Origin of the sequence: Allocoleopsis sp., assembly GCF_036703385.1 — a bacterium.
Lineage (GTDB): Bacteria > Cyanobacteriota > Cyanobacteriia > Cyanobacteriales > Coleofasciculaceae > Allocoleopsis.
Genome location: NZ_DATNPA010000545.1, coordinates 1 through 20,219 on the forward strand (window position 1 = coordinate 1; position 20,219 = coordinate 20,219).

The following is a 20,219-nucleotide window of genomic DNA, read 5'->3' on the forward strand; positions in this document are numbered from 1 at the left end:
AAGCTGATGCAATCCACTCAAGATGGGTTCAACCGTCCCCAAGCTGCTGAGATGTTGTCTGAAATCGATATTAGTAGCCAAGAAGTTATCAGAATATTGGCTGACGAGCTACGCACTACCGAGGAGACAGCTTACGATAACCTTAGGAATATTGCCGATAGTTTAAAAACAGCTCTTAAAAATAATTTGTTTGTAGTAACCGTTTCGAGATTGAAGGATGTCTTACAAGAGCCGCTCAACATGAGTAATGATGGGGAGCGCTACTACTACTGCTACAAAGTCCTCTGGCACTGTGCCCAAAACATGACCTACCCAGCCTTCTATCAAGCTTGGCACCAACAAGAGGGAGTAGACAATACAACTACTCCCGACAGCCAAAGCCTCAACCAAGGTGACTTACCCCAAAGCCTTCAGAGTGCGATCGCCAACGACCCCCAGCTAAGCCAAATTATCCACCTAATTTGTATCGACGGCAGCCAATTCATAGAACCCGATCACCCCGCCGCCGAAATATACGACCAGATGCTTGACCAGAACTGCCCAGAGTGCGATAGAGTACCCGAAACAATGCCAGCACTCAAGCTGTATTGGAACTCCCTCAAGCGCAACAGCGATAAGCGGATGGTTTTGGTGTTTTACGCCTCGTCCACTGACACCACATCAGATGAGGGCACGACAATGTCGTGCCCCTACAGCTCGGCATTCCTTACAGTTTTGAGCAAATTCGGACGAGAGAATTTTGTTATCACATGGCAACGCTTTGACTACATCCCCCTGAAATTCTTTGCGCCGAGTCAGACAATTGAAGATGTGGTGAAATGGATACGGGAAAAGGTAATTGAGGAATGAGCGATCGCCTTAACTATCATCTGACTCCGAAAACAGAGATTCTAACTTACGGTATCCACTCACCACTCGGACAATTTCAATACCATCTTCAATCAAACGGTAAAGAATGATGTAACTATCGATGGGAACTCCACGTACTTCAGGAGCAATATCATCGTAACGGCGACCCATATTAGGAAAATCAACTAGAGTTCGACACTTTTCCCTAATTGATTCAACCAAACGTCTTGCAGCACTTGGGTTATCACGGGCAATATAGTTTCTAATGTCTCTCAAGTCTTGCTTAGCTTCCGGGCTAACAATGTAACGGTTCATTAATCAGACACCCTGGCTTGCTCAATTTCTTCAAGCAATTCTTTGAATACTTCTTCACCGTCAACCCCTTCTCCTCGATCAAGTTGTGAAATACCGACAGTTACTTTTTTACGGGTTTCCTCAACCCACTTTTCGTAATAGCGATCGCGTTCTTCTAGCAGTCGAAATGCCTCAGCAATTAACTCATCAATAGTTTCATACTTACCGCTGCGGAGCTTCTCTTGAATAAACTGTTCCTGTTCTGGTTTTAGGGAAATATTCATCATCCTAGTTCCTTCAAAAGGCTAACCAAATTTTCAGTAGTTAACGAGATGTTGATGGTTTGATACTTCTCTTGAAGCCAAAGATTCAGTTTCCCCTGCCGAATACTTCTCACTACAGAGTATTTGTTCCAGTACCTGCTGAAATTCCTGGATTGAGAGAATTGTGATCGCTTGTCGATGAAGCTGTTTGAGTACTGCTACATCCTTTAGGGTATTAATTACGTCGATCAACTCGGGTGGCACTTCTCTAAACCGCACTTCCAAGATGGTGATCGCATTTTCTCGGAGTGTTTCCAGCTTTGCATCCAGTTCAATCCGACTGAGAAAAGGCATTTGACTGTCCTCCTGATAAAGACTTAGTTCTCTTGTTTGAATTCCTGTTGAGTTCCTCTGGTAACACCATCATCCAGTCAGTGATCGCAAATCTACTGGAATGAATACGGGAAAAGGTAATCGAGGAATAAGCGATCGCCTTATTCCGTTTCTGCTGCTAAATGCTGTTCCAGTAGCTGCTGAAATTCTTCGATTGAGAGAATTGCGATCGCTTGCTTGAGAAGCTGTGTGAGTACTGATACATCCTGTAGGGTATTAATGACCTCTCTCAACTCTGGTAGCACTTCTCCAAACCGCACTTCCAAGATTGTAATTACATCATCTCGGCGTGTTTCCAGAATTCCCTCCTGCTTTGCATCCAGTTCAATTCGACTGAGTAAAGGCATTTGACTATCCTCCTGATAACGCGATAGTTCTTCTTTGAATTCCCGTTGCAACTCTTCCGGCAAAACCATCATTGTGTCAATTAACCGGAACAGCCGTACTATATCTTCTCTACTATATCCACGTTCAAACAGCCTCCTTACCAAGCTCCACTTCCACTGCTTCCGCTCTTGTGGCACTCCCCGTGTGGCTTTAGTCTTGAGATGAGCCATCACCATCACGGCAAACGGATTAGTGCTTTCCTCCAAAGACTGCCACTCAGTTTCATAGTCCAACAGCTTCGCCACTGGAAACCTCAGACTCAGTTCACAACCACCCAGAGCATACCCATAAAACGAGGGACGCCAAGAAGCGCGTTCATCTCCCAAAACAGCCAAGCTAATTACAGGCTTGCGATAGCGATCAAAACAACGGTAATGGTAGATATACATCCGCTCGGCAAAGTCTGACTCTTCCTGACTTTGCACCTCAATATGCACCAAAACCCAAGCCTCTTCGCCTCCCAGTTGCCAAACCTTGAACAACTTATCAGCTAGACGCTTCCCCACCTCAGCCTCTGGCACAATCTGTTGCAATTCCTTATCCAGGGATTCAGTAGGGCGATTCCAGTCAATCACTGCATGAGCATCAGGAAAAAACAACGCCAAAAACGCTTCAAAATATTGCTCTAGCGCTTCTTTCCAAGGGTTATCATAGTCAGCCTGGGGTTCGTTCAATTTCTGCCTCTATCCTCACGCCTACACGGGCTTAGCATTTTTCTGCCTGTGTTAGTTTTTCACGGAATAGTTGGCTGAAAAATATCACTATGCTATTGACTTATAATCTAACCTGTGCATCTGATTCATACTCAAAGTCTATGAGGAAAGACTGCCAAGGCAGGCGATCGCTGATGTGGTGGCGTGGATACGAGCGAAGGTAATGGAGGAATATGCGATCGCTTCACCCAATAAAGGAATAGGCGATCGCAACTGATAGATGCAAGCTCTGATTTTAAGCCGCAACCTGAGGTGTCCTAACCGATACGGATGCAGGTTGGGTCAGCAGTTTGGTATAAAGAGCGCTGAGTGTTGCTCCCACACTATCCCAGCTAAACGCAATTTCCACCCGTTGCCGTCCCGTTTGCCCTAGCTGATTCGCCCACTCTGGATTCGCCAAAATCCGGTCAATCGCTGTAGCAAACGCCTCTTCATCCTTAGGAGGCACCAGTAAACCCGTTACCTCCGGCACTACGGTAAACTGCAACCCTCCAACCTTGCTGGCAACGACAGGAATTCCACTTGCCATCGCCTCCAGCGTTACTAAACCAAAGGGTTCGTAGTGACTGGGGATGACGCAGACATCGGCAGCCGCATAGTAGAGATGCAAGTTAGGATTACCTAGTTGTCCTAGGAAAGTCGTGATGTCGCTCAGTCCCAGTTTATTCACAATCCCTTCAATGCGATCGCGCTCAATCCCATCACTTTGTCCCGCACGACTGCCACCACCGATCATTAACTGCAAATTCGCCTCACCTCGCAAACTAGATTTTGCCACCGCTCGCACCAGCGTTTCAATTCCTTTGCGCGGATCGAAGCGACCTACATAAAATACCACCTTGGCATCCGGTGCAATTCCTAACTGTTGCCGCGCTTCCTCCCGCTTAACGCCACCAAACCGGTCTATATCCGTACCGCAGGGAACGATTTCAATCGCTCCTTTTGCAGAAACCAAACGCCGCATGTGTCCCGCTTCTTGAGGAGACGTAGCGATAATGCGATCGGCTGTCTCCAAACAAGCCTTTTCTGTCGCTAATCGTGTAGATGCGATCGGGGGAAGATTATTCGTTGTCCGATACTTAATTGCCCCCAATGAGTGATAAGTATGCAAATGAATCAAGGATTGGTGTTTCCGCAATTTTATCCCCACCCAAGAGGACAACCAGTAATTGGTATGAACCAGGGAATACTCAAATCCTTCCCGCTGCTGAAATGCTAAGAATTTTCGGACAAACTCTGGCAAATAAACAAAGACTTCATCTCGATGAATAAACTTAGCTGGGCCAGCTGTTAACCGGATTGTCCGGCAATTGGGAAAATGCTGCACTATAGCGGGGTCATCAGGGCTGCTGCGACGGGCAAACATATCCACTTGCCATCCGAGCCGAGCTAGAGCAAACCCAACTTCACGCACGTATACATTTTGTCCGCCGGCTTCTTCCTTACCGATTTCCACAGCTGGATCGCCAGTAACAGAAATTAAAGCAATGCGATTTTTTTCAGGGAGATACATTGTTTGTTTTCACCTCATGACTGGCTGCCTCGCCCATGATTCATCACTAGAAGCACTATTTCCAGCTTCCAAACAGGCAAGGGCAAAGCGAATGAATAAAATTTTTAAAAGCAACGATACTGATGAGAGTCTGCACACCATGCAAAATCGCTGACTCTTCAGTTTCCTGTCAAGTACTGCGGAGTGTCTGAGGTTTATGGATGAATAACCTTCTTCTATCTTGCTCTTTTTTTAATAGAAAAGAGGTCAGATATAAGAACCAAATAAAGGGTTCAAGTCTACTCTTTTACCTCTTAAGTCGATAGTTACCAACTTAGAAGAGTAGATTAGGCTGACTTAATAAATCTGGTGGTAACTATTTAATATATTTAGATACTTCTGGCAAATCCTATATCCCAGTGTAGATTTTGCAACTCTCATAGCTTTATATTGATATATAGCAGTTTAACCATAAACTCATCTATAGTTCATGGTTGATAGAGCCATGAACCATGAACGTGTTAGCGTAGCGGGACGAAGTCCAATCCCACCTATGAGAAAGCCTTTCTCCTTACCGAGAGACATAGGGTAGGGTGGGTGCTCTAGGCAATGACTGAATATTCAGCACATTGATTGATCGCGCAAACGCTGCCCTTTGAGGCAATCGCATCTTGTCAAATTTCTGAATTTCTCAAACTTTAATTCTGAGAAGTTTCTATTGATTGTATGGGCAAGCAAATCAAATTATCTCCTTGGGTACAAATAAGTTGACGTTGCCGAAGTTTACCCATCAAGCGAGTAACCGTCACGCGGGTGGAGCCAATGGCGCTACCAATTTGTGCATGGGTTAAAGGGAATGGTAAACAGTATCCGTTGCTACAAGGTTCACCGAATTCTTCTATTAATAATGTAAGAAATCCCAATAGTCGATCAATGGTTCGTCGCTGTCCTAAGGTACTTAGCCACAATAATTTGCGCTGGTGCTGATAGCGAAATGCATCCAAGACTTCTCGGCGAAAATGAGGCCAATTGTCCAAGTCATGCCAGTACATCCACACCACCGAAGTCTGCTCGACGTGAGAGTAAGCTTGAAGGGTAAAGGGCGATTGCGCCACAATTTCAAAGGGCTGACCCGCTCCTACGAAGCCTAAAAAAGTTTCATCAGCTATCTGATTCGGCAACTGAGACGCTGGCTTGTCCGTACTAGCACTCACTTGTGCCGTACCGACTAAACGGATTGCCCCCCGCTGAACTAGATACAACAATCCAGTACGCGCGGGAATTCGCTCATCTTTACTGAAAGTCCGATAACGGTAATGTTCCTGCGCCCAGTCTATAATCCGTTGCCAGGTTAAAAATGGTCGAGATGCCTCTGATGCGGAGGATGATGAATTCATATAGGATAGCGTGAGCAAAACGCCAGTTTTTTAGATTTTACATGGAGTCAAAAGTAGCAAAAAATACTTCCAACTATTGGTCATTTAGTATAAGTTTGTTAGGCAATTCTGTCGCTATTAAGCCAGTTTTGCAGCAACAAATCTTAGCTTCAATTGCGTTATCCAGTAGGAGCCTTGTAACAAATAATTTACTTGACCAGGCTGAAATAACCCTTGAGACGATTCCTCTACATCGTTTGACAGACGATACAGCTATACTCTATCGCTGTGCGATCGCACTTAAGCTGTCATCCCTCTGGAAGTCAGCAGCCCTTGACATTGCGAACAAAATAGCTGGCTCTCTTGCAGGAAGTTATCAAGATACGGCTAATGAAGAAGCTGGGAAAAAGGATACCGGAAAAACTTTAGACCTACTCTCCACCTTGCCTTGTCTCGCTGTCACCACCTCTTCTTCTGACCTTGCAACCCCAAATCAAGCCGGCTTAGACTTCAGCGTTGAGGTTGTATCTCCAGGATGGATTCAGTTCCGCCTGACCGATCGCGGTTTAGCGACCTGGTTACAACAATTGATTCAGATATCCCCCTTACTATCAGATTGGGAAGATTATTCATCGATAGGATTGCAAAGGAAAGGGGAACCAGGGGATAGGGACTCAAAGATTAAAAAGCGATATTCACAAGAACTGGAAATCACTCATCCAGGGCGGCTAAGTGAACGCTCGAAAACGGCTCAGACTCTATTCCAGGTTCAGTATGCCCATGCTCGCTGCTGCTCACTCCTGCGCTTGGCACACCGAGAGGGCTTAATCGAGCTGAGTGACCTGGAGTGCAAAGCTCCAAGTTGGCAATGGGTTAAACCAAACCCAATTCCCTGGATGTTCGACGACCTAGAGATGGAGGGCGAACCAAGACGCTTACGGTTAGGGCATCCGGCAGAACGAGGCTTAATTGCTCAGCTTTTAGAGGGAACCGATCGCATCAGCAGCCTTACTCCAGCCAGTGCGATAAAACTGGCTCATGCTCTGAGTAAGGCCTTTGAAACGTTCTATAGTGCCTGCCGGATTTGGGGAGAGGTCAAAACCGAGACTCCTCAGCTGGCTCAGGCGAGATTGGGCTTAGTGGCAGTTACTCAAAAGTTGCTGCGATCGCTCCTAGAAGACCAGCTGGGTGTAACGGCTCCGCCTGAACTATAAAGATAATTTTACATAACGACAAAAAAATTTTTGCCACAGGTAGTGACAAAATTAACCACCTTCAGGTATGATTCTGGTTGTGTGAGGAGCGAACCAGAGAGGGAACCGAGACGAAACACGGCCAGTCGTCGGTTCCCTTCCTGATTTTTAGGTGTTTTTCGGGTTAGTAGATTACAACACAAATGCTTCGATGGCAGCCGCTGCGCCATCTTGTTCCACAGTAGGGGCTACCCACTGGGCTGAGGCTTGCACCTCAACGGGAGCATTCTTCATCGCTATGCCTAAGCCAGCATATTCGAGCATTTCCACATCATTAAAATTATCGCCGATAGCCATCACATTGTGGGATTTCAAACCCAAAAGTTCTTCGGCTAAGTAGCGTACAGCTTCCCCTTTATTCACCGCCGGGTGAGTGGCTTCAAAGAAGGTTGCCACAGACTTCGTTAAGTATAGCTCCGCAGGGGTATATTGTTGGCGCAAACTTCCCAAGAGTTGGTCAATAATTGCCGTATCATCACTCAAGGCTAAAATTTTTGTGGGTTCATCGCTTAAGGTCTTACGCAAATCACCAACTACCTGGGGTTGAATATCGGCTCGTTGGGCATAAATTTTTGTTTCTGAAGTAATTTCTCGGACATACAACTGGTCGTTGATATAGAAGTGGACGGAGAGGAAAGAGCGCAACGCCTCAGTCTCGAAGTAATCCAACAGCTGTTCTGCGGTGCTGCGCGAGACTGGTAAGTGTTGATAAATCTTTTCGGTAGCTGGGTCTTGAATCCATGCCCCTTGGTAAGCTAGCAACGGCAGAGTAGAACCGACCGCTTGATGAAAGCGTAAGGCAGAGCAATACATTCGACCGGTGGCGATCGCCACCTGAATTCCTTTGGCCTGAGCCGAACGGATTGCCTGCAATACCGGTTCGTTGATTTCGTTAGAGCGACCGGCAATCGTCCCATCAATATCAAGTACCAGTAATTGAATATCAAGGGCATCTAGGTCAATAGCGCCTAGAGATGCCGACTGATTAGCCGTAGAAGGTTCTGGCATAAGAAGTATTGAACAGTTAGAAAACAAAACTTTTACAGAGTAACAGCGACTGCATCAGCGTTGCGTCTTAGGCAAGGCATCAGGATCACTCGCCTAGACTACACAGTCAAGCTTATTGATGACCGATAATGTTTGGGTAAATGCAGCATCAGGCCATGACTGACGGAAAAAATCGTACTCAGGTAGTTCGTCTGATTTTATTCACCTCTCTCTGGCTGATGTTGCTCATTTTATCAGTCAAAGTTTCGGCGGCTTGGACTGCGCGATCGCTCAGCCTGATGGCAGAGTCGCTGCACACTCTTCTCACCAGCGTCAGCACATTTCTGAGTTTGCTCACGATTAAAGCCTATAGACCTAACGGTTCATCAATCTATGGTCAGGGCAAACGCGAAGTTGTAATCACGTTTCTGCTGATAGCCGTTTTAGGCTTTACAGGTTTATCGTTGCTCAGCATGTCGGCTCAGCAGATTATAGGTGTAATTCTAGAAAAAACCCTAACTTTTTCGGTTCGTGTCAGTTGGCCTGTAATGCAGGTATTAGGCGTTCTAGTTATAACCAGCCTAGGTATAGCTATCTTGGGTCTTTACCAAGGGAGAGTTCTCAGCCATCCTTCCCTGCGCTTCAATGCAGGCCAACTGTTCAAGGATGTGTTTCTCACTCTTTTGGTTGCGGGTGGGCTGGTAGGCGTATGGTGGGGTCTTGTCTGGCTGGATGTGTTACTCGCCATTGTGCTGGTCTTGCTAGCTGCTGCAAGTTGCTGGCAAATCGTCAACTGGCAGTTCCCCCTCATGGTAGAACAAACCGCGATCGCTCCAGAAGTTTTGGCTCAAATTGCCCGCCAAGTAGGGGGCGTTACGCACTGCTACCACATCCGGTCGCGGGGTCTTGTGGGGCGCTTTGTATACGTTCAGATGAACTTAATCGTGCATCCAGATTTGGCAGGACTCGCGCCGCTGATTGCTGAACGCATTGAGGCCGCGATTCGAGAGCGCTATGGCCCTGTGCAAGTCACCTTTTTTATTGATGATGACATCGCAGCAGCTGATTTTAGCAAAGCTCCTCCAGTTACAGAAGTCAACGGCAAAAATGACCCGATGGGTGAACGTGAGGGATATTGACATCCTCAGCGTCCTTCCAGGACGGTGATTTCCTACCAGTCGAACAGCCGAAACTGCTCATACTCTCGTTGGGTTGACAGTTCAAGGGGTGCCGCCTCAGATGAGGTCTTACGCTCCCTCCCTGTCCGTTTAGAGTCGTGGGTATGCCCTACCCCGACTTGTTCTATGTTTTTAGAGGCGTTGTCGTCTCGGTCGTGGAGAGTGCCACAATTCATGCAAACAATCTCTCTTACCTTCAGGTCTAGCTTGCCCCATCGGTAGCCACAATCAGAGCAGACTTGGCTGGTTGGTTCCCATCTGCTGATCACAACAAACTCACGCCCATATTTGCCTGACTTGGCTTCGCACAGGGTTCTGAATTCCCGCCATCCAGCTTGACTGATAGTTCTGGATAATTTGCGGTTTTTCAGGAGTCCGGAAACATTTAGATCTTCCAAGGTGATAACTTGGTTTTCGTTTACCACCTTGGTCGATAACTTGTGCAGGAAATCTTTACGGGTGTCTCGCACTTTAGCCTTGAGTTTTGCCACCCGCAGACGCATTCTCTCTCGACGCTTCGAGGTTTTGGAACGCCGCGACAACTTGCGCTGTGACCGCCTAATCTTGCGGTCTAGTTTCGAGTAGCTGGGACTACTTACTCGCTCTCCCGTGCTGAGCGCAGCAAACACCTTAATCCCTAGGTCAATGCCTACGGCTGTATTGAGAGCTGGTTTATTTTCGGGTTGTACCTCAACAACAAAGCTGAGGAAGTAACGACCAGCAGTATCCTTGATAACCGTAACTGAGCTAGGTTCAGATGGCAGGGGACGCGACCATACAGTCTTAATGTACCCAATCTTGGCGAGGAAAACTTTATCGCCTTTGATGCTGAATCCCCCTTTTCTGAAACGGGCAGACTGTCTGTTTGTTCGTTTCTTAAATCTAGGGGGATTAACTTTTTTGCCCTTCCTTTTGCCCTTGATGGATGTAAAGAAGTTGCTCCAAGCCACACCCCAATCGGCAATAGACTGCTGTAGTGGTATGTTAGAAACCTCACTTAACCATTCCCGTTCTTTAGTCTTTTTGGCTTGAGTGATGCAGATTTTCTGCAAGTCTCCATTGCTGGGGAGCTTCTCACATTGTTTGCACAATACCAGCGCATCATTCCACAAAACACGAACACAACCAAAGAGCCTCGCTAGGTCTTTGCGCTGTTGGTCGGTAGGATAGATTCGGTATTGGTATCGTGCTTTCATACCTGATATTATATATTGGTCTGCATCTCAAAACAACTATGTATAGGCGAGAGAGGCACAGCGTTACCGACCTTAAGATTCATTTGGTCTGTGTGACCAAATACCGCAAGCCAGTGTTTACCGCCGAAAGTTTAAAACTTATTGAAGACTCATTCAGGACAGTGGCGACTAAGATGAATTTCCAGGTTTTAGAATTTAACGGCGAAGCTGACCACGTTCACGTTTTGATTGAGTACCCACCTAAGCTGTCTATTTCTCAAATCGCTAATACATTGAAAGGTGTTTCTAGTCGTCGCTATGGACAAGCAGGCAATAAAAAGCCCCACAAAGAAGCCTTGTGGAGTCCTAGTTATTTTGCCGTGTCTGTTGGTGGCGCTCCAATTGAAGTATTGAAGCGTTACATCGAGAATCAAAGCCGAGAGAGGAAGGGCGGGGCTTGAATCCCATTAATTTCGGTCAAAATCACCGAATCTTTGGCAGGCACAACCATTAAATCACCCAAGGGGTAATATAAATCGGGGTTAGTGAAATTCAGCACCGGAGATTAAAACTTCCATACTCACTCAAAAAGCCCGCACAGGCGGGCTTGATTCATCAAATAAGAATTAAAAATCGTTCTTTTTTCGCTCAGGCGCTACAATCAACCTTTAGCCTTGTAGCCAACGGGCAGCTTCTTTCGCGTGGTAAGTCAGAATCAAATCAGCGCCAGCACGCTTGAAGCCGATTAGTGTCTCCATCACTACGCGCTGTTCGTCAATCCAACCATTAAGGGCTGCCGCTTTAACCATCGCATACTCGCCAGAGACGTTATAAGCCGCAACTGGTAAGTTGGTCGCTTCCTTAACGCGATAGATCACATCCATGTACGCCAGCGCCGGTTTGACCATCAGCATATCCGCACCCTCAGCGATGTCTAATTCAATTTCTCTGATGGCTTCGCGAGCATTAGCGGGGTCCATTTGGTAGGTTCTGCGATCGCCAAATTGAGGCGCTGAGTCGGCAGCATCTCGGAATGGTCCATAATAAGCAGAGGCATACTTAGCCGCATAGGAAAGAATGGGCGTCTCCTCAAACCCTGCCTCATCCAATCCAGCGCGAATAGCTTGCACAAAGCCGTCCATCATCCCCGAAGGCGCAATGATATCGGCACCCGCCTTGGCTTGAGATACCGCTGTTTTCTTCAACAGTTCCAGCGTTGGATCATTGAGGACGCGACCGGTTAAATCACCGACTTCCAAGTAACCACAGTGACCGTGACTGGTGTATTCACACAAGCAGGTATCAGCAATCACTACCAAATCCGGCACGGCTTCTTTCACGGCTGTTGCCGCTTTCTGCACCATGCCGCAATCATGCCATGCGCCCGTGGCTTCTACATCTTTATCTTCAGGGATGCCAAACAAAATAATTGAGGGGATGCCAAGGTCGTAAACTTCCTTCGCTTCTTCAACGATTTTGTCTACCGATAGCTGGTAAACTCCAGGCATCGATCTGACTTCATGGGCGATGCTGGTGCCCGGTACAGCAAACAGAGGGTAAATTAAATCACTAGTGGTCAGAACATTCTCGCGCACCATCCGGCGTAGAGGGGCTGTTTTACGGAGGCGGCGAGGACGATGGGTTGGGAACATATTGCTAAGAGTTGAAAAACTAACTTACCTGGAAACAGAAGACAACAAGACTGTCGGAAATGGGCAACGTCTTAACAGTGTAAAGCTTCGTTTTCTCCTATTACTCTCAGAATAGGTTACGTTCTGTTAAAGTTGATGAACTGTCCCTCTGATCTGGGCTAGCGACCAAAGTGCGATAGCCTTGGCTGGATGTACCGACTGTCAGGTTTCTTGGGCGCTACCGCCTGATCCAAAATCCGCCTTAATTACCCCCTTTTTGCTTGAAGTCTTTTCTTTCTTCTGCCTTTTGCCCTTTGCCTTCTGCCTTGTCTCCACTAAAAAAGGTGTATTTAACCCGGATTGGGTATGAATTATCTATATCAGAAATGCTTTAGATTTCTTTACATTTTAGGGCATGTCCCCTCATAAAATATCTTCATATCTCCCCCTCTTCCCTTGCTCCTCGCTAAGCTTAGTCTAGTCGGACAGAAGAGTCATCACTTTCGTAGGGAACTTGCGATTGACAACGCTCCAGATAGATTTGAGCAACTGTATCTCTTGGGTTCAAAAGCAAGACACGCTTCAACAATTGTGCCGCCTCACTCTTGAACCCCAGATTATAGAGCCACAGCGCTTGTTCAAAAGCTGTCTTCGTGGCTAATTTGCCCTGTTTACTTTCTCGTTCATCCCCATCGAAAACTTCAAAGACTGCCACAGCTTGTGACTTTCCCTTGACTTTAACCTGTTCGATAAAGCGGACATTATAGTTAGTTGGATTTTGCAAACTAGCCAAAGTATGATGAGAGATTAACAACGACACTCCATAATATTTTGTCAAGTCTTCTAGGCGGGAAGCGATGTTGACCGCATCACTAATTACGGTACCATCCATCCGATTTTTTCCCCCAACGGTTCCTAGCATCAAAGACCCTGTATTAATACCAATGCCAATTTTGAGCGGCCTATAGCCAGAATTATATCGATGTTGATTATATTCCGTAAGCCGATTCAACATGGTAATTCCAGCTCTAACCGCATCATCAGCACTGCCGCTAAACAGTGCCATAATTCCATCACCAATGTATTTATCAATAAATCCCTGATTTTCGATAATGACCGATTCCATGCGAGAGAGATAGGCATTAATAAACTTAAACGTATCCTCTGGTCTCATGGTTTCCGAGAGAGTCGTGAATGAACGAATATCCGAAAATAAAATTGACATTTCTTTCTGGATGTGATCGCCCAATTGGACATCAATAATGCTCTCTTTATTCAAAAGCTGAAGGAATTGATGGGGGACAAACCGACCATAAGCGACGGCGAGATTGGAAAGACTTAGGTGAGTTTTAATTCGGGCAAATAGTTCATTTTTAGAGATGGGTTTAGTCAGATAATCATTGGCACCCACACTAAATCCCTCTACAAGGTCAGTCACTTGATTTTTAGCCGTTAACATCACCACGGGGAGTTCGTAAGCGGGAAACTGTTCGCGAAGTTTTTGGCAAACTTCATAACCAGTCATTCTCGGCATCATGACATCGAGTAAGATGAGATCGGGTTTGAAGCCCCTCTCAATCATGGCTAATGCCTCTATGCCATTTGTAGCTTGGGTAATTGCATAATTTTGCAGAGATAGATGGTTGATGAGTACCTGAAGATTGACTGGCTCATCATCCACAATGAGGATTTTGAATTGTTGTCCTTGGTCTTGGGTTATTTGTATTTGTGAGGGTTGGTTACTCTCTTCTTCATTGACTGTAGATAAAGGATACAACAGGCAGGACGAATAGGAGGGATGGCTGAATTCTGACAACTGACCCGATGCTATTTTTAGGGTAAAGGTAAAACGCGAACCCATTCCTATAATTGATTCAACCCGAATTTCTCCTCCATGTAACTCCACTAGCTTTTTAGTAACGGCTAACCCTAAACCGGTACCGCCGTATTCGCGAGAGGTGGAACCGTCAGCTTGTTCAAATGATTCAAAGATTCGGTCTAGTTTATCTTCTGGAATGCCAATTCCGGTGTCGGATACGGTAATGGCTAATTGCTCTTTAAGGGTTGAAGGTTGTAGGTTAGAAAGTGGCAGGTTAGGAATTTCAATATTAAACTCCCCAATGTCCAATTCTTGTGATGGGCTACTAACTACTGCTGCTGATATTTCTATCCTCCCCTTATCGGTAAATTTAATAGCATTTCCTACTAAGTTGTACAAAATTTGTTGCAAGCGATTCTCGTCCGCTTCGGCTGTGGGAAGGTCAGGCGGAATGGCGTTAATCAACTGCAACTTTTTGTTTTTAATCAAAGGTTGGCTGAGATTGAGGACAACTTCAACAATTTCTCGTATTCCTACAGGTTTAAGTTGCAGCTCAATGGTTTTGTGCTTCAGTTTGGAGAAGTCGAGAATATCGTTGACGAGGGCAGCTAGTCGGTGTCCACTTTGAGCAATGAGCAAAAGATTTTTTTGTTGCAGTTCTGAAAGTTGTCCAGTAGCTCCATCCAACATTGACTCGGCAATGCCAATCATGCCATTGAGGGGTGTACGCAGTTCGTGAGAGGTATTGGCTAAAAACTCATCTTTAATCTGGTCGAGGCGCTGCAAAGCTTCATTATTGCGTTCTAGTTCCTCGGTGAAATGAAGTCGTTCGGCTTCGGCTTGTTTGCGTTGAGTGATGTCCGTAAAGGCAACAATGGTATATGCGATCGCACCTTTTTCATCAAAAATTGCCGTAGCCCGCATCTCAAGCGGAATAATCCGCTCTCCTCGCTGAATTGTCAAATCATCAACGGTAAAACTTTCGCCATTTAACGCTTGCAACGCCGGTAGTCGTTCTGTGGGGCATAATACATTGCTATCGCCGAGATAGATTTGATAAACCTCTGACAATTTTTCGGGTGGAACGTCTGAGATTACTCCTTTGCCCAATATACTCTGTGCAGTGGTATTGGCATAGTAGATTCTGCCCGTTTTATCGTGGACTGTGACACCGACTGGAACTGCATCTAGAAATTGAGTTAGCCTGTGTTCACTTTCAGCTAATGCCTCATTTAAGATTTTCATCTCGGCATTATTGACTTCGAGGGTCGTAAATAGCTGTTTCAACTGCCCCGACATACTCCCGAATGACTTAGCGAGCTCTCCTAGTTCATCGGAGCGTTCTAATTCTACCCACTGCTCCCATTTACCTTGAGCAAGAGCTTTAGCTGCTGCGTTTAAGCGCAGAATGGGTCTTGTCACCCATCGAGCGGTCAGAATGCAGAAAATGATAGCGACTACTAATGCGGCAATACATAACGCGATGGTGGTGTGGGTGTTGGCGTTGATTTGTGCCATAAAGTCGGCTTCTGGCACCACCACCACGATCAGCCAATCCAAACCCAACTGATCTTTCCAAGGTGTGACCTGAATAAATTCGCGCTGATTGGCAATCGTGAAACTGAGCTGTTGGCTCTTGTCAATCTTACTGAGGTTGCCAAAATGTTTGGTCAAATACTGAGTTGTTAATTGAATTAAAGGGTCTTTACTTTCTGATGCCTTTACTCTTTTAGCCTCACCATTAACGACCTTGAAGGGTCGTTCGCTCGTGGAACTGGCGACCAAGAGTCCGTTACGCTCCAAAATAAACGTCTTTCCCGACTTGCTAACTTTTAAGTTGCTCAAATAATTACTAATCTGGGAGAGGAGATGGTCAATACCGAGTACGCCGACAATCTTGTTTCTTTTGTTGTAGATTGGATAGCTAGCAGAAATTGATATGATATCTGGCTTATCTTCCCACTGGTAAATTTTGCTCCATAGAGGTTTACCCGCTTTCACGGCATCCGCATACCAAGCTTCTGTGTGCGGGCTCCAATCTTTAACTCCCAGAAGTTTCGTGCGATTTCCCTGGTTATCTGTCTCGTAGATGTAGAGTTTACCGAGCTTAGGTTGGGAAACTTCATTGATCAGCAGGTTACCATTTTCTAGGCGTTCGAGCCCAATATATTCACCTTTTGTGTTGCCGTAGCAAATGTAGCCCACATCGAACACTTTCATTTGTTTCCAAAAGTAGCGTCCCGTGGTTTCAAGGTCAGAGAGGTTTAACAAACCTAACTCAGCTGCATCTCGATTGATTTGATTAATCTGATGAGGGGTGGCAAAGTAGGTATCGAGATGCTGATCGATGCGATCGCTAATTTCACTGCGTAACCGGGTGGCGAGGTCGTTGACGGCCTTTTGCCCGTTCATAAATGAAAGATACCCCACAAGACCTACTGCCCCAAAAATTTGCACAACGAAGGGGACAGTTAGGACAGTTCGCAAGGGAACTTTTCCAGAAACCTTTGCAAGTAAGCGGCTGAGAGATGGGATTGACATCGGAGCGAACGCTTTGCGCCTTTAGATAAGGAGCGATCAACAGAGATCAGACTTACATAGATGAGCCCCTGAATACACTATTCGTAGAATTCGCACAGTATCCCTGATAATTTGCTGCACTGTCTACTTTTCATTGTCGCTTGCCAGTTCAAGCGATCGCCTCCTTCATCTTGCTCAAACTTCCTTAAGGATTGATAAAAAAAGCACCCGCCAGGGGTGCATTTCTAGTTATTCACAAAAATCACCTGTTAAGCCATTTAAGCCGAATGGCACTGACTTAAGAACTCTCATACCTCACCAACCAACCCTTGTGCAGGGGATCTCTAGGTAGGCACTCGTCCCCCAGTGGGAGGTTTGGGGGGAACCCCCCAATCTTGGTTTTTCCAAGAAACGATCACTTTTCGCTTAAGTCAGTGCCGTTCCATTTAAGCCTCAACGGTTACCTCTTGTGCTTCAGCAGGAGCTTGAGTCGCTACAGGATAGATGCTGATTTTTTGGCGGCTTCTATCTTTTCTCTCGAACGTAACGACGCCATCAATCAAGGCAAACAGTGTGTCGTCGCTACCGCGACCCACATTATGACCTGGGTGAAACTTGGTACCGCGCTGACGAACCAAAATGTTACCTGCTTTGACGACCTGACCCCCGAAGCGTTTAACGCCTAGGCGTTGAGCATTCGAGTCACGACCGTTGCGAGTACTACCTGTTCCTTTCTTATGAGCCATAATGTCAATGTCCTTTGGAAGTGTATTAACAGCCAGGTTCAAGGGTAGGGGCTTCAGCCATGCCTCACCCCTACTTCGATTGAAGCCTATTCCTATTGTGAAACAGCTTCGGTGGATTACTCCGTTACGGGCACTTCAGCGGCAGGTTCTTCGGTTGTCGTTTGAACACTGACCGGTGCCTCGTCTTGCTCCTGAGCACGGGAAGCGACAGCAGAACCATTCATATTGATCGAGTTAATCATCAGGCGGGTAATCTCCTGCCGATGTCCCCGCTTTTTGCGAGTTTTCTTTTTGGGCTTCATCTTATAGACGAGGACTTTGCGACCGCGAAAGTGCCTCACTACTGTGCCCTCAACGGTTGCGCCTTCAATAAAAGGCTGACCGATTGTCACTTCACCATTATTCTGCACGAGCAAAACGTTGGTAATTGTAACGCTTTCTTCGGGTTGGACTGGTAGCAGTTCAATGTCATAAAAGCGACCGGGTTCTACTCGCAGTTGCTTGCCACCCGTTTCGATAATTGCATAACTCATGGGATTGTCCTTAAAGGTTGCCGTACAGGTAGCTGGTGGATCGAGGCGCAATGATACGCTATCAATCATCTTTGCCAGCTTTTGATATGTCTCAACCTGATCCGAGCAGGTAAGAGCAGACAATCTCCCATCTTACCTTTATTATCGGAGCATGTGTCAAGCGATTCCGGTAAGCTGGACAATTTCATCCAATCCGGGTGATTTATTAGGCCGTCTTGTTAGGTGGCTTTCAGCATTTAGTCTCTGCTGAAAAAGCGGTATATCGATTTAAATATTTGTACGTAAAGTTATCCATTTACTAATAATGCAAATCCCAGGGATAGATTTATAAAAATACAAAATTGAGATGTTGAAACTTAAGCACTGGGATAGATGCGTTGATTATTTACCTATAGGTAACCTGCATTTATAACATCAAACGCGAGGCAGCCCAGGTAACCTGGTAGGGAGTTGCTTTTCCACTCTTGTTGAGTAACTAGCAGGGTTCCTGCGACGCTTCTAAGGAGAGAAATATGTGGGTGGAAAGATTAGCACGGTTGGGCTACACGGCTAAGGGAATTGTGTACGCTATTGTTGGAGTGCTGGCAGTGCAGGCCGCGATCGGCGCAGGTGGTCAAACGACCGATCAAAAAGGTGCTCTCCGTGCGATCGCTGCACAGCCATTTGGCAAGTTTTTGTTAGCGTTAGTAGGGCTAGGTTTAATTGGATATGTGATTTGGCGCTTTGTTGAGGCCATTCAAGACCCAGAACACAAAGGTGGCAAGACCAAAGATTGGGCAAGGCGTATTGGAGCTGCGATTAGCGGGATAATTTACGCGAGTTTAGCGTTCAGTGCGATTCGGCTAGCTATGGGTTCGAGTGCTAACAACAGCAGTAGTCATTCGACACAAGATTGGACAGCACGCCTGATGTCACAACCCTTTGGTCAATGGTTGGTTGGTCTTGTCGGCGCATTGATCATTGGCCTCGGCTTTTATCAGTTCTATCAAGCCTACAAAGCTAAATTCCGCAAACATCTGAAGTTGCAGGAGATGAGTCCTACGGAAGAAACTTGGGCAACGCACCTGGGTAGATTTGGTGAGGCCGCACGAGGAGTTGTTTTTGTCATCATCGGTTTTTTCTTGCTTGAGGCAGCACGTCAGTCTGACCCCAACCAAGCTCAAGGACTGGATGGAGCGCTACAATCTTTAGCTCAGCAGCCCTATGGCCCTTGGCTTTTGGGGATTGTTGCCCTCGGTCTTGTCGCTTATGGGATTCATATGGGAGTACAGGCGCGATATCGGCGAATCATGACTTGACCAAAATAATTCGGAATTTCAAAAGGGTTACAAGCCCCCATCCAAGATTGCAGTTAACAAAAAACCCCTCACAGGAAATTTTGGAGGGGTGGGGCTATAGGTAGCGACACTTATCTGCCAAAGTGGCGCTTCGTTGTTAACTGTAAGACTCCGATGTTTGTCTTCACGTTTGACTTGTGTTCAACTTATGTATAAGTTATTTACATTCTGCAACACTGGTAGACCCCCCGAAAGCCCAACTAGAAGGCGTCTGGAAAAATAGTTTTTGCGATCGCCTTCTTGTCGCTTGTCAGCACCCTAATGCGCACCGAAAATTTCTCCTAAGGCTTGGAAGATATCTAAATAAAAGTTTCCTTGCATTTGACGAAATAGCTCAAAGGGTGAGTTGGGTCGCCCAAAGAAAGGTCGTAAAGTCCATGCTAACTGGGTTCCAACAAAAGCATAAAGAATGAGCCAAAATCGTAAAATGCTCATCCGAGTTTTCAGCCCTTCCTCATCCTCATGGGATAGCAGCTGCATTCCTTGATAAAGAAACTTCACTCCGATAATTCCTGTGATAGCCAAAATCGCTACATTTAATAACTTAAAAAATTGGTAATTATAGGTCGTAATTAGGAAAAATAGAGTAATCGGCGCAAAGCTAAAGAGTAAAACACTAATTACGGAGGCAGCTGTTAGGAGCATGGTAAAATGCTGCCCTGCTGTTTTACGAGAACCAAAGAGAATATTGAAAAAGTATAGGGTGGGGAAACAAATGATGAGGGTGATTAAGTAGAGTGAGGGAAGTTTGACGGCAGAGGATAAGGCTTGCGCCCAACCATTGAATGACCCAATAATGGCACCATACAGGGCAAAAAAAATTGAACTACAGATCAGCAGAGCCGTACTCTTACTGCTAAGTTTGACACCCGTGCGAATTTCTTCCAGAAATGAGGTGCGATCGCGCAAAAGCCCTATTAAGACGCTAAAGGATTTTGTCGCCTGGGACGGACGTTCTATCATCTGTCTATCTCCTAGAGCCTTACTTCGTTTTAGCAAGAGTGTTCCCTTAACTAAGAGCAACAAGGGTAATCAGGCATTTTCCGGAATTTCTTAGATTGGGGATTGGTAAATACTGGATTGTAGATGATTTTGGATTTGGTGGTAGTCTCGTAATTGGTTCGCCCAAATAATCCACCCTTAGCATTTGCAAATTAGAGGAGAGATGCTATGAAATAAATGGTTTCGTCGTAGCGCGAGCGTTGCGCTGCTGCGTTCGCCCTAGGCGTTCCCGAAGCGTCGCGCAGATCGCCTGTAGCTCCTCCTGTTTCTA

General features: G+C 46.1%; 18 protein-coding genes and 1 pseudogene. 5 read left to right on the forward strand and 14 right to left on the reverse strand.

Annotated features, from left to right (window positions below; translation table 11 throughout):
• Positions 1 to 849, forward strand: a pseudogene (locus V6C93_RS26540) (hypothetical protein); the annotation flags it as partial.
• A gap of 9 nt (positions 850 to 858) precedes the next feature.
• Here the strand turns inward: V6C93_RS26540 and V6C93_RS26545 are convergent.
• From V6C93_RS26545 to V6C93_RS26575, 7 genes are all read right to left on the reverse strand, one after another.
• Positions 859 to 1,164, reverse strand: coding sequence for a type II toxin-antitoxin system RelE/ParE family toxin (locus tag V6C93_RS26545; protein WP_333479674.1), 306 nt, complete (start codon positions 1,162 to 1,164; stop codon positions 859 to 861).
• Positions 1,164 to 1,430, reverse strand: a complete 267-nt coding sequence (locus tag V6C93_RS26550; RefSeq protein ID WP_333479675.1) for a ribbon-helix-helix domain-containing protein — start codon at positions 1,428 to 1,430, stop codon at positions 1,164 to 1,166. The genes V6C93_RS26545 and V6C93_RS26550 overlap by 1 nt, the downstream gene beginning before the upstream one ends.
• A 30-nt stretch (positions 1,431 to 1,460) precedes the next feature.
• Positions 1,461 to 1,760 (reverse strand): hypothetical protein, encoded by a 300-nt coding sequence (locus tag V6C93_RS26555; protein WP_333479676.1) that lies wholly within the window; start codon positions 1,758 to 1,760, stop codon positions 1,461 to 1,463.
• Positions 1,761 to 1,900: 140 nt separating this feature from the next.
• Positions 1,901 to 2,860, reverse strand: a complete 960-nt coding sequence (locus V6C93_RS26560; RefSeq protein ID WP_333479677.1) for a transposase — start codon at positions 2,858 to 2,860, stop codon at positions 1,901 to 1,903.
• Between the two features lie 138 nt (positions 2,861 to 2,998).
• Positions 2,999 to 3,145: a hypothetical protein gene (locus V6C93_RS26565; RefSeq protein WP_333479678.1), complete on the reverse strand. Its 147-nt coding sequence runs from the start codon at positions 3,143 to 3,145 to the stop codon at positions 2,999 to 3,001.
• Positions 3,135 to 4,412 (reverse strand): glycosyltransferase, encoded by a 1,278-nt coding sequence (locus tag V6C93_RS26570; RefSeq protein WP_333479679.1) that lies wholly within the window; start codon positions 4,410 to 4,412, stop codon positions 3,135 to 3,137. Before V6C93_RS26570 ends, V6C93_RS26565 begins: the two co-directional genes overlap by 11 nt.
• Before the next feature lie 677 nt (positions 4,413 to 5,089).
• Positions 5,090 to 5,788, reverse strand: a complete 699-nt coding sequence (locus V6C93_RS26575; RefSeq protein ID WP_333479680.1) for a Crp/Fnr family transcriptional regulator — start codon at positions 5,786 to 5,788, stop codon at positions 5,090 to 5,092.
• A gap of 236 nt (positions 5,789 to 6,024) precedes the next feature.
• Here V6C93_RS26575 and V6C93_RS26580 point away from each other — a divergent pair, with 236 nt between their 5' ends.
• Positions 6,025 to 6,981 carry a DALR anticodon-binding domain-containing protein gene (locus V6C93_RS26580; RefSeq protein WP_333479681.1) on the forward strand — a complete coding sequence of 319 codons (957 nt, stop codon included), beginning with the start codon at positions 6,025 to 6,027 and terminating at the stop codon, positions 6,979 to 6,981.
• 171 nt (positions 6,982 to 7,152) lie between these two features.
• Here the strand turns inward: V6C93_RS26580 and V6C93_RS26585 are convergent, their stop codons facing one another.
• On the reverse strand, positions 7,153 to 8,028 hold the full coding sequence (locus V6C93_RS26585; protein ID WP_333479682.1) for a Cof-type HAD-IIB family hydrolase: 876 nt from the start codon (positions 8,026 to 8,028) through the stop codon (positions 7,153 to 7,155).
• 155 nt (positions 8,029 to 8,183) lie between these two features.
• Between V6C93_RS26585 and V6C93_RS26590 the strand changes: the two genes are divergently transcribed.
• Positions 8,184 to 9,146, forward strand: a complete 963-nt coding sequence (locus V6C93_RS26590; RefSeq protein ID WP_333479683.1) for a cation diffusion facilitator family transporter — start codon at positions 8,184 to 8,186, stop codon at positions 9,144 to 9,146.
• A gap of 32 nt (positions 9,147 to 9,178) precedes the next feature.
• On the opposite strand, the gene V6C93_RS26595 is transcribed toward V6C93_RS26590, so the two are convergent.
• A complete protein-coding gene (locus tag V6C93_RS26595) occupies positions 9,179 to 10,381 on the reverse strand; it encodes an RNA-guided endonuclease TnpB family protein (RefSeq protein ID WP_333479684.1) in 1,203 nt (400 codons plus the stop codon).
• A gap of 38 nt (positions 10,382 to 10,419) precedes the next feature.
• Here V6C93_RS26595 and tnpA point away from each other — a divergent pair, with 38 nt between their 5' ends.
• Positions 10,420 to 10,821, forward strand: a complete 402-nt coding sequence (tnpA, locus tag V6C93_RS26600) for an IS200/IS605 family transposase (protein WP_333479685.1) — start codon at positions 10,420 to 10,422, stop codon at positions 10,819 to 10,821.
• A 207-nt stretch (positions 10,822 to 11,028) separates the two neighbouring features.
• Here the strand turns inward: tnpA and hemB are convergent, their stop codons facing one another.
• The 4 genes from hemB to rplU form a co-directional block, all read right to left on the reverse strand.
• Complete coding sequence (hemB, locus tag V6C93_RS26605) at positions 11,029 to 12,012, reverse strand: porphobilinogen synthase (protein ID WP_333479686.1); 984 nt, start codon at positions 12,010 to 12,012, stop codon at positions 11,029 to 11,031.
• Between the two features lie 451 nt (positions 12,013 to 12,463).
• A complete protein-coding gene (locus V6C93_RS26610) occupies positions 12,464 to 16,351 on the reverse strand; it encodes a response regulator (protein WP_333479687.1) in 3,888 nt (1,295 codons plus the stop codon).
• Positions 16,352 to 16,776: 425 nt separating this feature from the next.
• Positions 16,777 to 17,076: a 50S ribosomal protein L27 gene (gene rpmA, locus V6C93_RS26615; protein WP_333479688.1), complete on the reverse strand. Its 300-nt coding sequence runs from the start codon at positions 17,074 to 17,076 to the stop codon at positions 16,777 to 16,779.
• A 116-nt stretch (positions 17,077 to 17,192) separates the two neighbouring features.
• The gene (gene rplU, locus V6C93_RS26620; protein WP_349262853.1) at positions 17,193 to 17,609 is read right to left on the reverse strand and encodes a 50S ribosomal protein L21; all 417 of its coding nucleotides are present in this window, start codon (positions 17,607 to 17,609) and stop codon (positions 17,193 to 17,195) included.
• Between the two features lie 512 nt (positions 17,610 to 18,121).
• Between rplU and V6C93_RS26625 the strand changes: the two genes are divergently transcribed.
• Positions 18,122 to 18,907 carry a DUF1206 domain-containing protein gene (locus tag V6C93_RS26625; RefSeq protein ID WP_333479689.1) on the forward strand — a complete coding sequence of 262 codons (786 nt, stop codon included), beginning with the start codon at positions 18,122 to 18,124 and terminating at the stop codon, positions 18,905 to 18,907.
• A 297-nt stretch (positions 18,908 to 19,204) separates the two neighbouring features.
• Here V6C93_RS26625 and V6C93_RS26630 read toward each other — a convergent pair whose 3' ends face one another.
• Positions 19,205 to 19,909: an actin-binding WH2 domain-containing protein gene (locus V6C93_RS26630; protein WP_333479690.1), complete on the reverse strand. Its 705-nt coding sequence runs from the start codon at positions 19,907 to 19,909 to the stop codon at positions 19,205 to 19,207.
• Positions 19,910 to 20,219 lie beyond the last annotated feature (310 nt).

Bases quoted from the DNA above. Each gene is read 5' to 3' on its own strand.
- V6C93_RS26610 (WP_333479687.1), bottom strand. From the start codon at position 16,351: ATGTCAATCCCATCTCTCAGCCGCTTACTTGCAAAGGTTTCTGGAAAA.
- V6C93_RS26625 (WP_333479689.1), top strand. From the start codon at position 18,122: ATGTGGGTGGAAAGATTAGCACGGTTGGGCTACACGGCTAAGGGAATT.
- V6C93_RS26590 (WP_333479683.1), top strand. From the start codon at position 8,184: ATGACTGACGGAAAAAATCGTACTCAGGTAGTTCGTCTGATTTTATTC.
- rpmA (WP_333479688.1), bottom strand. From the start codon at position 17,076: ATGGCTCATAAGAAAGGAACAGGTAGTACTCGCAACGGTCGTGACTCG.
- V6C93_RS26585 (WP_333479682.1), bottom strand. From the start codon at position 8,028: ATGCCAGAACCTTCTACGGCTAATCAGTCGGCATCTCTAGGCGCTATT.
- V6C93_RS26630 (WP_333479690.1), bottom strand. From the start codon at position 19,909: ATGATAGAACGTCCGTCCCAGGCGACAAAATCCTTTAGCGTCTTAATA.
- tnpA (WP_333479685.1), top strand. From the start codon at position 10,420: ATGTATAGGCGAGAGAGGCACAGCGTTACCGACCTTAAGATTCATTTG.
- rplU (WP_349262853.1), bottom strand. From the start codon at position 17,609: ATGAGTTATGCAATTATCGAAACGGGTGGCAAGCAACTGCGAGTAGAA.
- V6C93_RS26595 (WP_333479684.1), bottom strand. From the start codon at position 10,381: ATGAAAGCACGATACCAATACCGAATCTATCCTACCGACCAACAGCGC.
- V6C93_RS26575 (WP_333479680.1), bottom strand. From the start codon at position 5,788: ATGAATTCATCATCCTCCGCATCAGAGGCATCTCGACCATTTTTAACC.
- V6C93_RS26555 (WP_333479676.1), bottom strand. From the start codon at position 1,760: ATGCCTTTTCTCAGTCGGATTGAACTGGATGCAAAGCTGGAAACACTC.
- V6C93_RS26545 (WP_333479674.1), bottom strand. From the start codon at position 1,164: ATGAACCGTTACATTGTTAGCCCGGAAGCTAAGCAAGACTTGAGAGAC.
- V6C93_RS26550 (WP_333479675.1), bottom strand. From the start codon at position 1,430: ATGATGAATATTTCCCTAAAACCAGAACAGGAACAGTTTATTCAAGAG.
- hemB (WP_333479686.1), bottom strand. From the start codon at position 12,012: ATGTTCCCAACCCATCGTCCTCGCCGCCTCCGTAAAACAGCCCCTCTA.
- V6C93_RS26570 (WP_333479679.1), bottom strand. From the start codon at position 4,412: ATGTATCTCCCTGAAAAAAATCGCATTGCTTTAATTTCTGTTACTGGC.